Raw genomic sequence first — 13855 nt, forward strand, 5'->3', positions numbered from 1 at the left:
TTCGCGGGCCGGCCCGGACGTTTTTCGTGCACGGTGACCACAGTTGGGTACCGCTCCCGCAACCCCGACGGCAAGGCCATGATCAAGGCCGCCGCGTACGTCGCCCCGCCCGAGGAACCGGACGCGGAGTACCCGTTCCAGCTCACCACCGGACGGACGCCGTCTCGGCGGGCGACGCGGAACGCTTGGTCTCGGCGAGGGCGAGTCGGTCGAGGTCCGCTCGCGCCGGGGCGCCCTGCGGGGACGGCTTCGGGTCGCGGACGTACGGCCCGGCGTGCTGTTCGTGCCCTTCCACTACGGCTACTGGGACACACCCTCCGGGGTGGGCCCCGGCGAGAAGACCCCTCCGCGGGCGGCGAACGAGACGAACCTCACCGCCTGGGACCCCGCCTCCGAGCAGCCTCTGTTCAAAACAGCCGCCGCGGCCCCGACCCCGGTCACCGCCCGGACCACGGACCACTGAGCCGCGCCGGGGCACTCACGCACGTCGGCGCCCTCTCACTCCGCCGGGCGGGCGTCCTCCGGGGCCCCGATCCAGCGGCTCGCCTCGACATCGGCGGAGGTGTCCCGCAGCAGGGTGGGGGCGATGACGAGTTCCTCGACGACCGTCCGCTGCGGGAGCGTGGCGCATAGCAGTACGGCCCGCGCCACGTCCTCCGGCTGCACCATGGCCGCCCGCTGCTCCTCGCTCGGCGGGGCGGCGCGGCTGTCCAGGATCGGGGTGTTGACCTCGCCGGGGAGGATGCGGGTGGCGCGGACGAGGTCGTTGCGGAAGGTGTTGTGCAGATACGTCATGAAGTTCCGCACGCCCGCCTTCGCCGCACCGTAGGGGGCTCCGCCGAGGAGAGTGGGCCGTATCGCGGCGAGCGAGGAGATCGTGATGATCGAGCCGCCGCCGCGCTCCAGCATGTCCGGGAGGACGGCCTGGGTGAGCAGATAGACCGCGGTGAGGTTGACGCCCATGACGGCGTTCCACTCGTCCTCGCCGATCCAGCGGACGTCGACCACTCTGCCGGCGCCGCCCGCGTTGTTGATCAGGATGTCCACGGGCCCGGCGACCTCCCGGGTCCAGTCGACCAACTCCCGCACCTCGTCGGCGTTCTCGACGTGCGTGGAGTGGGTGAACGCCGTGCCTCCGGCGTCCTCGATGACGGCGGCGACCTCGTCGAGGATGTGCTGCCGGCGTCCGACGAGGACCACGCTCGCGCCCTCCTCGGCGAGCATCAGCGCCGTCTCCCGGCCGATGCCGGTGCCGGCCCCGGTGACCAGCGCGGTCTTTCCGTCGAGCAGTCCCGTCCGCTGTCCGTCGCGGTTTCCCATGCCCGTCAGCCCTCCCAGCCGTGGGCGCGCCCCACGCGCCCTCAGGAGTGAGGATGCCCCTCCCCCGAGGCCCGTGGGGAGGGTGCGTCAGCGGGCAGGGAGCCGGACGCCCAGCTCGGCCGCCGCCGACCGCAGCAGCGGGACCATGGCGACGAGGTCGTCCATGCCGCGGCGGAAGGCGGGCGCGGCGGTGGAGAGTGCGGCGAAGACGGTGCCGTCGGGTCTCAGGATCGGGACCGCCACGGCGCGCAGGCCCGCGTGGTGTTCCTCGTCGGCCGTGGCGTAGCCGAGTTCGGCGGCGCGGGCGACCTGGGCACGCAGGACGTCGCGGTCGGTGATGCTGTTCGGTCCGTGCGGGGTCAGCTCGACGCGATCGAGGAGGTCGGTGCGTACGTCGTCGGGGGCGAAGGCCAGGAGGACCTTGCCCATCGAGGTGCAGTGCAGCGGTCCGTGGCGGCCCGGCTCGCTGCGGACGCCGACCGGCAGGGGGCCGTCCACGTAGTGCACGTACAGGTGCCGGGTGCCGTCGAGGACGGACATCAGGGTGGCTTCCTCGGTCTGCCGCGTCACGCGCTGCATCACGGGGAGGGCGGTGCCGGCGAATCCGTACACCTGGCCCGCCTGCTGGCCGAGTCGGAAGAGCCTGAGGCCCGGTTTGTAGCGCTTGCCGTCGGCCTCGAACTCCACCAGGCCCTCGCGGCAGAGGGAGTTGACCAGTCGGTGGGCCGTGCTGACGGGGACGCCGCTGGCGCGGGCCAGTTCGGACAGGGTGATGCCGTGCGGGTGCTCGCCCACCAGGACGAGCAGCCGGATCGCCCGTCCGACCACATCCGCCGGGACCTCGCTGTCACTCACAGCGGCAAATTACCACTGGACGGAAAGACCTCCCACTCAGCGGTGCCCTCAGCGGTGTCATTCGGCACTCCCGCACGGCACACGGCACCACCCGGCGGTTGACATCGCCCGCCCGCCACACCCACGATGTTTTCCATTGACCAGAAAGCCTTTCCATTCAATGGGAAAACCAGGGAGCCGTGTATGACTCAGCGAGTGCTCATCACCCGGCCCGCCCTTCCCGGCGGCGGCCTGGACCGGCTGGCGGGCCGGGCGGAGCCGGTGTGCTGGGACGGGCCCGGCAAACCCGAACCGGCCGAGCTGCAAGCCCTCGCCCCCGGGGCGACCGGCATCCTCTGTCTGGGCAACGACCGGGTGGACGCCGCCCTGCTGGACGCCGCCGGGCCTTCGCTGAAGGTGGTAGCGCTGGCCAGCATGGGATACGACGGCGTGGACCGGGACGCGGCGGCCGAGCGGGGTGTCGTGGTCACGCACACCCCCGGCGTCCTCGCCGAGACCACCGCCGATCTGACCTTCGCGCTCGTCCTGATGGCCCGCAGGCTGCTCGGCGCCGCCGGCGACTCGCTCACCGCCGGGCAGTGGGACGTGCCCCGCATGGGCGACCACCTGGGTCTGGACGTGTACGGCGCCACGCTCGGCATCGTCGGGTACGGCCAGATCGGGCGCGCGGTGGCCCGGCGGGCCCATGGCTTCGGCATGCGGGTGCTGCACCACAGCCGGTCCGCACGCGAGGACGCGCTCTCCACGCCGGTTGACCTGCCCACCCTGCTCGCCGAGTCCGACGTGGTCTCGCTCAACGTCCCCCTGACTCCGCAGACCCGTCACCTCATCGGCGCCGCCGAGCTGGCGGCAATGAAGCCGACCGCGACCCTGGTCAACACCGCGCGGGGCGGTGTCGTCGACGAGGACGCACTGCTCGAGGCGCTACGGGACGGGACCATCCACTCCGCAGGCCTGGACGTCTTCGAACGCGAGCCGATGGGCGCCGAGCTGTCGCCGCTGGTCGGCGAACCCCATGTGGTGGCCCTCCCCCATGTCGGCTCGGCCACCGAGGCCACGCGGGCCGCGATGGTGGACCTCGCGGTCGACAACATCCTCGACGTCCTCGCCGACGGCCCGGCGAGGACTCCGCTGCCGGGCAGCGCGGCGCGCCCCGCGACACCGGCATCCGATGCCACGCCCCGGCCAGGCACAGGCGCGATCCCGCCCAGCGCACCGACACCCGACGACGCGGCCCGGCCCGGCACGTCGAGCCATACCTGAGAGGACGCCCCCATGAGCCACCCCCTCTTCGACGTCACCGCCAAGGTCGCCCTGGTCACCGGGTCGAGCCGCGGCATCGGCCGGGCGCTGGCTGCCGGCCTCCTGGAGGCCGGTTGCACGGTCGTCCTCAACGGCCGGGACACCGTCGCCCTGGAGACCGCCCGCAAGGAGCTGGCCGGCGCCTTCGGCGAGGCGGTCCTCGCGGAGGCGTTCGACGTCACCGACTCCGCCGCGGTCGCCGCCGCCGTCACCCGGATCGAGGACCGGACCGGCCCGATCGACATCCTGGTCAACAACACCGGAGCCCAACGCCGGGCCCCGTTCCTCGACTTCACCGACGAGGACTGGCACGGCCTGCTCGACACCAACCTCACCAGCGCCTTCCTCGTGGGCCGCGAGGTCGCCCGCCGTATGGTCCCCCGGGGCCGCGGCAAGATCATCAACATCTGTTCGCTGCAGAGCGAGGCGGTACGTCCCGGCATCGCTCCCTACTCGGCGACCAAGGGCGGCCTGAAGATGCTCACCAAGGGCATGTGCGCCGACCTCGGGCCGCACGGCATCCAGGTCAACGGCATCGGCCCCGGCTACTTCGACACCGAACTGACCTCCGCGCTGGTCGCGGACGAGGAGTTCAGCGCCTGGGTGCGGGGGCGGACCCCCGCAGGCCGCTGGGGCAAGGTCGAGGACCTGGTCGGTGCCCTGCTCTTCCTCTCCTCACCTGCCTCCGACTTCGTCAACGGGCAGCTGCTGTACGTCGACGGCGGCATGCTGTCTGTCCTGTGACCCGGCCGACCCCTCAAGGAGTCCCCATGCACGCGTGTGTTGTCCACGGAGCCGGCGATCTCCGGGTCGAGGAGCGGCCGTACGACGGTCCCGCGCCCGGTGAGATCGCGGTCGCCGTCGCCCTCGGTGGGATCTGCGGTTCCGATCTGCACTACTACCACCGGGGCCGGGTGGGTGACTTCGCGGTGAGCGAGCCCATGGTGCTCGGCCACGAGGTGGTGGGCCATGTCGCCGAGCTCGGGCCCGGCGTCGAGGGGCCGGACGCTCCGGCGGTGGGCGCGGCCGTCGCGATCCATCCCGCCACGCCCTGCGGGGTCTGCCCCGAGTGCGCGCGCGGCACGCGCAATATCTGCGCGCACACCCGCTATCTGGGCAGCGCGGCCCACACCCCGCACGTGCAGGGCGGTTTCGCCCAGGTCATCGCCGTGCCCGCCGACCAGGTCCGGGCGCTGCCGCCCGGACTCGACCTGCGCCGTGCCGTGCTCGCCGAGCCGCTGTCGGTGGCACTGCACGCCGTCCGCCGTGCGGGCGAGGTGAGCGGCAAGCGGGTGCTGGTCACGGGGGCCGGTCCGATCGGCTGTCTGGTCGTGGCGGCGCTGCGGCACGCCGACGCCGCCGAGGTCGTCGTCAGTGATCTCCACGAGGAGCCGCTGCGGATCGCCGGCGAGATGGGCGCCACCGCCACCGCACGGGCGGACCGACCCGACGATCCCGCCTGGGCCGGTGTCTTCGACATCGCCGTGGAGGCGTCCGGGGCGCCTGCCGGGCTGCGGAGCTGCGTGGAGCGGGTGCGGCGCGGCGGCACCGTGGTCATGCTCGGGCTGCTGCCGCCCGGGGAGATCGGGCTGCTCGGCAATGTCGCGGTCACCCGTGAGCTCGAACTGCGCGGGTCCTTCCGCTTCGACACCGAGTTCGACGAGGCCCTGTCGCTGCTGGCCCAGGGCCTCCCTGTCGACCCGGTCGTCACGCACACCTTCCCGTTGGAGCGGTCCGCCGCCGCGTTCGACACGGCTCAGGACCGCACGGTCGCCTCCAAGGTGCTGCTGGATCTCTCCGGGGAGGTGCGAGCGGGCGTCACACCTCGGTGAACGTCCGCATCAGGTTGGTGCTGGTGCCCCGTGTCGACTGTTCGGCGACCGAGCCGGAGGCGACGTTGCCGCCGCCGTCGAGGACGAGTCCCGTGGTGCGGTTGGCGAGGGATTGACTTGCACCTCAGGCTGAAGCCCGAGGATTCTGGCCTTCTCGATCGTTGCTGTGCCGCTACGCGGCACGGGGTTCGGTCGGGAATCCGTGGCTTCCTGTTTCTTCACGCTGTGGGGACGATGGCGGTGCGGATCCGGGAGGCGTTGGGCCCGCTGTTTGAGGACGAGGCGTTCGCCGGAGCGTTCGCCGTCCGGGGACGTCCGGCTGTCTCGCCGGGGGCGTTGGCTCTGGTGCCGGTGTTGCAGTACGCGGAGGGGCTGACCGATCGGCAGGCCGCCGACCAGGTGCGGGCCCGGATGGACTGGAAGTTTCTGCTCGGCCTGGAGCTGGATGATCCCGGGTTCGATGCCTGCGTGCTGAGCCCGACAACGGCCTCGCGCGGAGCCGCGACCCCTGCCACGGCCCTGGTCACCCTCGGCCTTGGTCGACGCCTGGCCGTCCTCCGCATCCGCCTCCTCCACGAGGGGAAGACGCTCCGCGCCAACGCGCGCCCGCCACAACGGGGCACGACGGACGGGTCAGACGGGCTTCGGACGGGCTCCGCCGTCGTCCCCCGGACGTTCGACGGCGGCGGTCACCGCGTCCTGCGACGCCTGTTGCTCGTCGAACGCGTCGATTCCCCACGCGCCCGCATGAGGGCCGAACTCGTTCTCCGCCGCCTGGGCGACCAGGCGGGCGTTCCGGGCGCGTGCCTCCGGCCCGTCCGGCAGGTGGTAGTCCTCGCCGGCCCGCGCGGAACTGGCCTGCACCTTCGTGGCGGCGGCCAGCCGTCGGCTCACGTACCGGTCGAGCGCGTCGGGTACGTCGGACGGTGCCGCGCCGACGAGGCAGTCGCCGAGTACGGCCGCGTCGACCAGTGCCTGCGCCGCGCCCTGGGCCTGGAACGGCACCATCGCGTGGGCGCTGTCGCCGAGCAGGGTGACTCGCCCGATGTTCCAGCGGGCGAGCGGGGCGCGGGTGTGGATGCCGTGGCGGAGCACCGTCCCCGTCCGTCCCAGGATGTCGCGCACCCGGGGGTCCCACCCGTCGAACGCGCGCAGGTGCTCCCCCGGCTCGGCCCGAGCGGTCCACGACTCCTGCGCCGCCTGGGTCCCGATGACGCCCACGACGTTGAGCAGTTCCCCGCGACGCACCCAGTAGTGCACGAAGTGCCGTCCCGGCCCGAGCCAGATCGCGTACTCCGGGAGGCCCAGGCCGGCCACCTCGCCGGCGGGCAGCAGGGCCCGGTAGGCAGCGGTCCCCGAGAACAGGGCCTCGTCGACGCCGAACAGCCACTGGCGGGCCGAGGACCGTACCCCGTCCGCGGCGACGACCAGGTCCGCCTCCAGGTGCTCCCCGCCGACCGTCGTCACGCGCGCGGACTTGTCGTCCTGCCCGATGCCCACGACCACGGTGTTCAGGCGCACCGACTCGGGCGGCACGGCGGCGGCCATGGCCTGGTGCAGATCGGCCCGGTGGACCTGGAGGTACGGCCCCCCGAACGCGCCCTCGGCCTCGCGCCCCAGCGCGTAATGGCAGATCTCGCCGCCGTCGGACCACGTGCGGAAGCTCAGCCGGGACGGCCGGGTGGCCCGTGCGGCGACCGCGTCGAGCAGGCCGAGCCGGCGCAGGACGCGGGTGGCGTTGGGCGCGAGCTGGATCCCCGCACCGATCTCGGTGAACCGCGGCGCCTGCTCGACGAGCGTCACCTCGCACCCCGTGCGCCGCAGACTCAGTGCCGCGGCCAGTCCCCCGATACCCGCCCCCACGACGATCGCCCTCATGTCCCACCTCAGGTCGACGTCTCCTCACGCTACCGGCGGACGAGGACCCGAGGCAGGCGCGCGACGACGCGAAATCGCCGCGCGCCGACGCTCAGAGCGGGGTCCGCTCCACCGGAATCCACAGCTCCGCGTCCGCCTGAGCCGCGTCCTGCGACAGCCGGGTCCGCAGGATCTCGGGGCCCGGGCGGCTCCGGTACGGATTGGACGGGAACCACTGGGTGAACACATCCCGCCACAGATACTGGAGCGCCTGCGGGAACGGCCCGGAGTTCTCGAAGACGGCCCAGGTCCCGGCCGGGACGGTGAGCTCGTCCATGCCGTCGGGCACGGCGGCGCGGGTCACCGCCCCGTGGAAGTAGTCGAGTTCGGTCCCCTCCGCCCGGCTTTCGGCGAGATTGTCACTGACCGAGACGATCCCCTGCGGCTCCTGGTCGGAGAGGCTCTCGATCTGGCGGAGCGTCTCCTGGCCGATGCTCCGGATGAAGTCGGCGATCGCCGGGTTCACCCCCTCGTGCACGAGTGGGACTCGGGCCTTCCTCCCGACCACCCGGAACTCCTCCCTCTCCACGACCCGGTATCGCATGCTGCTGCTCCCTTCGACGACGAGGCGGAAGGACATCCGGGGCTGGGACCGCAGACTCGCGCCGGTCCGCCGGGCCTCCCCGGGGCCGACGCCGTGCAGGGCGCGGAACGCCCGCGCGAACGCCTCCCCCGAGCCGTAGCCGTAGCGCACCGCGATCTCCAGCAGGGTCCGCTCGTCGGCCAGCACCTCGGCGCCGGCTACCGTCAGCCGCCGGCGCCGCACGTACTCCGACAGCGGCATGCCCGCGAGCGCGGAGAAGAGCCGCCGCAGGTGGTACTCCGACGTCACCGCGATCCGTGCCAGTTCGGCCACCTCGATCCGCTGGTCGAGATGGCGCTCGATGTGCTCCATGGCCTGGTTCAGCCGCTCCAGCACCCCGGTCTCCTTCCTTTCGATCACCACGCTAGGGAGGAACCACCTTGCCGGACCCGACATTCTGTGCCCGCTCCGGTCGGGTGAGCGTGAGCGTGGGCGTGAGCGTGGGCGTGAGCGTGGGCTTGGGCGGGTGAGCGTGGGCGGGTGAGCAGTGATGGCCGGCTGGGGGCGAGACCGACGTTCGATCAGCGGTTTGTTGAGACGTCCTGACATACCCGTTGACATCCCCGAGGAGCGGCTCCATAGTCATGCCACTAGAGCGCACTAGTAAAGCGCGCCAGCGGCCGGACCACAGGTCCGCACACCCACCCTGACCAGCACAGCGAGGTGCGAGGGACATGCACAGACACCATCGAGTCGCCGCTCTGACCGCCACCGTTCTGGCCGGCGCCCTGTTCGCCGCCGGCTGCTCCAGCGGTTCCGGCGGCAAGAAGTCCGAGGAGGGCGGGGACACGGCGGCCGCGGGCAAGGCCGACAGCCCCCGGATGACGGTCGCGATGATCACCCACGCGGCCCCCGGCGACACTTTCTGGGACCTCATCCGCAAGGGCGCCGAAGCCGCTGCCGCCAAGGACAACATCAAGCTCGTCTACTCCAGCGACCCGAGCGCCGGCAATCAGGCCAACCTCGTGCAGAACGCCATCGACCAGAAGGTCGACGGCATCGCGCTCACCGCCGCCAAGCCGGACGCCATGAAGGACGCCGTGGCCAAGGCCACCGCCGCGGGCATTCCCGTCGTCGGCTTCAACTCCGGTCTGGACGACTGGAAAAACCTCGGCATGCTGGAGTACTTCGGCCAGGACGAGAACATCGCCGGCCAGGCCTTCGGCGAACGCCTCGACGAATCAGGCGCCAAGCACGCCCTCTGCGTCATCCAGGAACAGGGACATGTCGCCCTCGAGGCCCGCTGCGCCGGCCTCAAGAAGGGCTTCAGCGGCACCACCGACATCCTCTACGTCAACGGCACCGACATGCCCTCCGTGAAGTCGACGATCACCGCCAAGCTCAAGCAGGACTCCTCCATCGACGAGGTGGTCACCCTCGGCGCCCCGTTCGCGCTCACGGCGGTGCAGTCGGTGTCCGACGCGAGCAGCAAGGCCAAGATCGCCACGTTCGACCTCAACAAGGACCTGGTGAAGGCCGTCCAGGACAACAGCATCGAATTCGCCGTCGACCAACAGCCCTACCTCCAGGGCTACCTCGCCGTCGACGGCCTGTGGCTCTACAAGTACAACGGCAACTTCAGCGGGGGCGGCACCGCGCCCGTCCTCACCGGCCCGGCCTTCATCACCAAGGACAACGCGGACGACGTCGCCGAGTTCGCGGCCAAGGGCACCCGCTGACCACTGCGGCCCACAGCAGCGCGACGGCACCGCCAGAAGCGGCCGGCACCGCCCACGCGGTGCCGGCCGCTCCCATGATCCTTGACCTGGGGCTACGCCCCCGCCGCCGGCACCGGCCCGCTGCTCTCCCGTACCACCAGCTTCGGCTCCAACACCGCTTCCCGCGGCTCCAGTTCCGGCTTCTCCAGCCGCTCCACCGCGAACCTCACCGCGTGCTCCGCCATGAGCCCCGCGTCCTGGCGGACGGTGGTCAGACCGATCGGCATCAGATGCGAGAGGTGGCTGTCGTCATAGCCGACGACGGACAGGTCGCGGGGGACCTCGACGCCGGCCCGGGTCAGGGTCATCAGCAGACCCATCGCGCTGCGGTCGTTGCCGGCGAGGACCGCCGTCGGCAGGGGCTGCCCCCGGTCGCGTTCCGCGAGGAGCAGACGGCCGGTCTCCATGCCCGACTCCTCCGTGTGGTCGCCGGGAACGACACGGGCCTCGGCCTCCAGACCGTGGCGGCGCATCGCCGCCCGGTACGCGCGCCGCCGCTCGGCCGAGCCGGGACCCCGTCCGCCGTCGATGTGCACGATCCGCCGGTGCCCCAACTCGACGAGATGGTCCATCGCCTGCCGTACGCCCTTGCCCTCGGCGGAGTGCACGAAGTCGACGTGGGCCCGGGGGACCCGGCGGCTGACGGAGACGGCGACGGTACGGCGCCCCAGTTCTTCGAGGAGGGCGGGCTCGGCGAAGGAGCCGAGCAGGATCAGGGCCTCACAGCGATGGCTGAGCAGCGCCTCGACGGCCTTCTCCTCGCTGCGGCCCCGGGTGGCGCCGGACAGCAGGACCTCGTAGCCGAGTCGTTCGGCCTCCGGGTAGATCCCCTCGATGAGGTTGGTGTGGAAGGTCTGGTGGACGGTGAACATCACGCCGAGTGTGCGGCTGCGGCCGCGCGCCAGCAGCCGGGCCGCACTGTCGGGCCGGTAGCCGATCTCATCGGCGACCCGCAGCACCCGCTCCCGGGTCTCCTCGCTCGCTCCCGGCTGGTTGCGGAACACGATCGAGACGAGCGCCCGCGAGACGCCCGCCTTCGCGGCGACGTCCGCCATCGTGGGCCGCCGCCTGCCCGATGCATCCACCTGTGAACCCACCCTCCGATCGCCGCCCACCTTAGGGCCTGTCGTTCGGATCACGCAGGACAGGCCGGGGCCGTGGTCGGCCGTGGTCTCGAAATCTTCCGGCAACAAGCTATTGACATGACATTTGGACAGGAGTCATCGTACTCGAACTAGAGCGCGCTAGTAGAGCGCGAAACTTCCTGGTCGTCCCTGCCCCTCTCCCTGAAGGACACACGTCATGGCAACGGCGCCAACCCCCACTCCGCACCACCGCGGGCAACCTGTGCCTGGGCTCCGCCCCCGACTCCTGGGGCGTGTGGTTCCCCGAGGACGAGCACCAGATGTCGTACACCCGCTTCCTCGACGAGCCGGCCAAGGCGGGCCACAGATGGCTGGAGCTCGGCCCCTACGGCTATCTCCCCACCGACCCGCGGCGGCTCAAGGAGGAGCTCGACACCCGTGGGCTCCAGGTGTCCGGCGGCGCCGCGTTCGGCGCGCTGCACCGGCCGGAGGCGTGGGACGAGATGCTCGCCCACGTCCGCCGGGTCGCCACGCTGACGGCGGCCGTCGGCGCGCACCACCTCGTCCTCATCCCGCCCATGTCCCGGGACGAGAAGACCGGCGCCTTCACCGAGTCGCCGGAGCTGACCGCCAACAGGGGGCCGGCTTCGGCCGCGCCGCCGACCGGCTCGGCAGACTGCTTCTCGACGAGTACGACGTACGCCTCGTCGTCCACCCGCACGCCGACAGCCACATCCAGACCCAGCCGGAGATCGAGCGGCTGCTCAACGAGTCCGACTCCCGGTACACCAACCCGTGCCTGGACACCGGGCACGTCGCCTACGGCGGCGGCGACAACCTCGACCTGATCCGCCGGTTCGGCGAGCGCGTCGGATACGTCCGCATCAAGCAGACGGACCCGGTCGTCCTCGCCGAAGTGGCCGCCGAGGACCTCTCGTTCGGCGGGGCCGGCAAGCGCGGGGTGTGCGTGACGCCTCCGGACGGTGTGCCGAACCCGACCGATGTCGTGGCCGAACTCGCGAGGCTGGACGCCGAGTTGTTCGTGATCGTCGAGCAGGACCGGTGGCTGTCGGAGATCCTCCCGATGCGGATGCGCGGCTTCGGCATGGGTGTCGCGGCCGTGCTGCTGTGGCTGACCAACTTCCTGATCGGCCTGGTCTTCCCGTCCCTGGTCTCCGGGATCGGCGTCTCCAACGTCTACTTCCTCTTCGTCGTGGCGGGCGTCTTCTCGCTCGCCTTCGTGAAGCTCTATGTCCCCGAGACCAGGGGACGTTCGCTGGAAACCCTCGAAGCCGAACTCCGGACGCGCTTGTCCTGACACCCCTTTCCGCCGAGGAATCTTCTAAGGAAACGACCATGACCGTACGTGTAGGCGTCATCGGCGCCGGCTGGATCGGCAAGGAACACATCCGGCGCCTCACCGACACCGTCACCGGTGCCCGCGTCACCGCCGTGACCGACATCGACGCCGCCCGCGCCGCGGAGGCGGCGGCGCCGGTCGGGGCCCGGGTGCTGCCCGACGGCGCGGCCCTGATCGCGGCGGACGACGTCGACGCCGTCCTCGTGACGTCCTGGGGCCCGACCCATGCCGAACACGTGCTGAACGCGATAGCCACCGGGAAGCCGGTGTTCTGCGAGAAGCCGCTGGCCACGACCGCCGAGGACTGTCTGCGCATCGTCGAGGCCGAGACGGCGCTCGGCCGCCGTCTGGTCCAGGTCGGCTTCATGCGCCGCTACGACACCGGCTACCGGAAGATGAAGCAGGTCATCGACTCCGGTCGCATCGGTGAGCCGCTGATCGTGCACTGCGCCCACCGCAACCCGACCGTCCCGGAGTCGTACACCTCCTCGATGGCCGCCCTGGACACGGCGGTGCACGAGGTGGACGTGCTGCGCTGGCTGCTCGACGACGAGATCGTGTCCACGCAGGTGGTGGCTCCGCGTGCCACGAGCAAGCGGTTCGCCCACCTCAAGGACCCGCAGATCATGCTCTTCGAGACCGCCAGGGGCGTCCGCATCGACCTGGAGGTCTTCGTCAACTGCCAGTACGGCTACGACATCCAGTGCGAGGCCGTGGGCGAGGAGGGACTGGTCCGGCTGCCCGACCCGGCGACGGTCGGCCTGCGCAGCGCCGGGCACCACAGCACGGAGGTGCTCGACGACTGGGTGGGCCGCTTCGCGGACGCCTTCGACACCGAGTTCCGCGAGTGGATCGCCGGTGTCGCCGCCGGCGATGAGCCCACCGGCCCGTCCGCGTGGGACGGCTACGCCGCCACCGTCATCACCGGCGCGACCGTCGAGGCCCTGGAGTCGGGCCGTGTCGTCGCCACCGACCTCAAGCCCCGGCCCGCACTCTACGGAGGTGCCGCGTGAAGATCGCCCTCGACCCGTACATGTTCCGGGCGCTGCCCATCGACGAGATGGTGCGCACGGTCGCCGAACTCGGCTACGCATACATCGAGTTGTCGCCACGCGACGACTTCATGCCGTTCTTCCTGCATCCGCGGGCGGACGACGGGCGCATCGCGGAACTCAAGGACTCCCTGCGCGCGCACGGCGTACAGCTGTCCTCCGTGCTGCCGCTCTACAAGTGGTCCTCGCCGGACGAGGCCGAGCGGCAGGCCGCCGTCCGCTACTGGAAGCGGATGATCGAGATCACCGCCGACCTCGGATGCCCGCTGATGAACTCGGAGTTCAACGGCCGCCCCGAGCGGGCCGCCGAGAGCGAGGCCGCGTTCTGGCGTTCGCTGGAGGAACTGCTGCCTCTGTTCGAGCGGGAGGGCATCGCCCTGAACCTGGAGGCGCACCCGGACGACTTCTGCGAGGAGAACGCCCCGGCCGTCGACCTCGTCCGCGCGATCAACAAGCCTTGGGTGAACTACCTGTACTGCGCCCCGCACTCCTTCCACCTCTCCGGCGCCGATCCGAAGGCGGACATCGCGGCGATGATGCGCTACGCCGGAGACAAGTTGAAGCATGTGCACATCGCCGACTCCTTCGACCACAAGGGCTCCAGCGGACTGCGCTACATCCTCAACCCGCCCGGCACGACCGCCCGCATCCACCAGCACCTGGACATCGGCCAGGGCGAGGTGGACTGGGACGCCTTCTTCGGCACCCTGCGCGCGCTGGACTTCGACGGGGTGGCCACCGCCTGTGTCTTCGCCTGGGAGGAGCGGGCGAAGGAGTCGTCCGCGTTCATGCTGGACCGCATCACCAAGGAACTCGCCCGCTGACGGCGTG

At 71.3% G+C, this 13855-nt stretch carries 12 protein-coding genes and 3 pseudogenes; 10 read left to right on the top strand and 5 right to left on the bottom strand.

Going from position 1 to position 13855, the window contains the following annotated elements; genetic code table 11:
• Positions 1-463 (top strand): annotated as a pseudogene (locus tag ACFU53_RS05615) (molybdopterin dinucleotide binding domain-containing protein); the annotation flags it as partial.
• 35 nt (positions 464-498) lie between these two features.
• On the opposite strand, the gene ACFU53_RS05620 reads toward ACFU53_RS05615, so the two are convergent.
• Both ACFU53_RS05620 and ACFU53_RS05625 read right to left on the bottom strand, forming a co-directional pair.
• A complete protein-coding gene (locus tag ACFU53_RS05620; RefSeq protein WP_383986348.1) occupies positions 499-1320 on the bottom strand; it encodes an SDR family oxidoreductase in 822 nt (273 codons plus the stop codon).
• Between the two features lie 87 nt (positions 1321-1407).
• Entirely contained in the window at positions 1408-2175 is a 768-nt protein-coding gene (locus ACFU53_RS05625; protein WP_383986350.1) for an IclR family transcriptional regulator, read from the bottom strand.
• Positions 2176-2358: 183 nt separating this feature from the next.
• On the opposite strand from ACFU53_RS05625, the gene ACFU53_RS05630 reads away from it, so the two are divergent.
• From ACFU53_RS05630 to ACFU53_RS05645, 4 genes and pseudogenes are all read left to right on the top strand, one after another.
• Positions 2359-3438: a 2-hydroxyacid dehydrogenase gene (locus ACFU53_RS05630; protein WP_383986352.1), complete on the top strand. Its 1080-nt coding sequence runs from the start codon at positions 2359-2361 to the stop codon at positions 3436-3438.
• Positions 3439-3450: 12 nt separating this feature from the next.
• Entirely contained in the window at positions 3451-4221 is a 771-nt protein-coding gene (locus tag ACFU53_RS05635; RefSeq protein WP_383986354.1) for an SDR family oxidoreductase, read from the top strand.
• Positions 4222-4247: 26 nt separating this feature from the next.
• Complete coding sequence (locus ACFU53_RS05640; RefSeq protein ID WP_383986356.1) at positions 4248-5309, top strand: L-idonate 5-dehydrogenase; 1062 nt, start codon at positions 4248-4250, stop codon at positions 5307-5309.
• 309 nt (positions 5310-5618) lie between these two features.
• A pseudogene (locus tag ACFU53_RS05645) lies at positions 5619-5786 on the top strand (transposase); the annotation flags it as partial.
• 156 nt (positions 5787-5942) lie between these two features.
• Here the strand turns inward: ACFU53_RS05645 and ACFU53_RS05650 are convergent.
• Positions 5943-7187 carry an FAD-dependent monooxygenase gene (locus tag ACFU53_RS05650; RefSeq protein WP_383986358.1) on the bottom strand — a complete coding sequence of 415 codons (1245 nt, stop codon included), beginning with the start codon at positions 7185-7187 and terminating at the stop codon, positions 5943-5945.
• A 91-nt stretch (positions 7188-7278) separates the two neighbouring features.
• Positions 7279-8145 carry a GyrI-like domain-containing protein gene (locus ACFU53_RS05655; RefSeq protein WP_383986447.1) on the bottom strand — a complete coding sequence of 289 codons (867 nt, stop codon included), beginning with the start codon at positions 8143-8145 and terminating at the stop codon, positions 7279-7281.
• Positions 8146-8483: 338 nt separating this feature from the next.
• Between ACFU53_RS05655 and ACFU53_RS05660 the strand changes: the two genes are divergently transcribed.
• Positions 8484-9488: a sugar ABC transporter substrate-binding protein gene (locus ACFU53_RS05660; RefSeq protein WP_383986360.1), complete on the top strand. Its 1005-nt coding sequence runs from the start codon at positions 8484-8486 to the stop codon at positions 9486-9488.
• Between the two features lie 92 nt (positions 9489-9580).
• Here ACFU53_RS05660 and ACFU53_RS05665 read toward each other — a convergent pair whose 3' ends face one another.
• On the bottom strand, positions 9581-10582 hold the full coding sequence (locus tag ACFU53_RS05665; RefSeq protein WP_383986362.1) for a LacI family DNA-binding transcriptional regulator: 1002 nt from the start codon (positions 10580-10582) through the stop codon (positions 9581-9583).
• Positions 10583-10829: 247 nt separating this feature from the next.
• Between ACFU53_RS05665 and ACFU53_RS05670 the strand changes: the two are divergent.
• The 4 genes and pseudogenes from ACFU53_RS05670 to ACFU53_RS05685 all read left to right on the top strand — a co-directional run.
• Positions 10830-11672: pseudogene (locus tag ACFU53_RS05670) on the top strand (sugar phosphate isomerase/epimerase family protein); the annotation flags it as partial.
• Between the two features lie 45 nt (positions 11673-11717).
• On the top strand, positions 11718-11930 hold the full coding sequence (locus ACFU53_RS05675; RefSeq protein ID WP_383986449.1) for an MFS transporter: 213 nt from the start codon (positions 11718-11720) through the stop codon (positions 11928-11930).
• Between the two features lie 38 nt (positions 11931-11968).
• Positions 11969-12985: a Gfo/Idh/MocA family oxidoreductase gene (locus ACFU53_RS05680; protein WP_383986365.1), complete on the top strand. Its 1017-nt coding sequence runs from the start codon at positions 11969-11971 to the stop codon at positions 12983-12985.
• On the top strand, positions 12982-13848 hold the full coding sequence (locus ACFU53_RS05685) for a sugar phosphate isomerase/epimerase family protein (RefSeq protein ID WP_383986367.1): 867 nt from the start codon (positions 12982-12984) through the stop codon (positions 13846-13848). The genes ACFU53_RS05680 and ACFU53_RS05685 overlap by 4 nt, the downstream gene beginning before the upstream one ends.
• Positions 13849-13855 lie beyond the last annotated feature (7 nt).

The sequence above is a fragment of the Streptomyces sp. NPDC057474 genome (assembly GCF_042802555.1).
GTDB lineage: Bacteria > Actinomycetota > Actinomycetes > Streptomycetales > Streptomycetaceae > Streptomyces.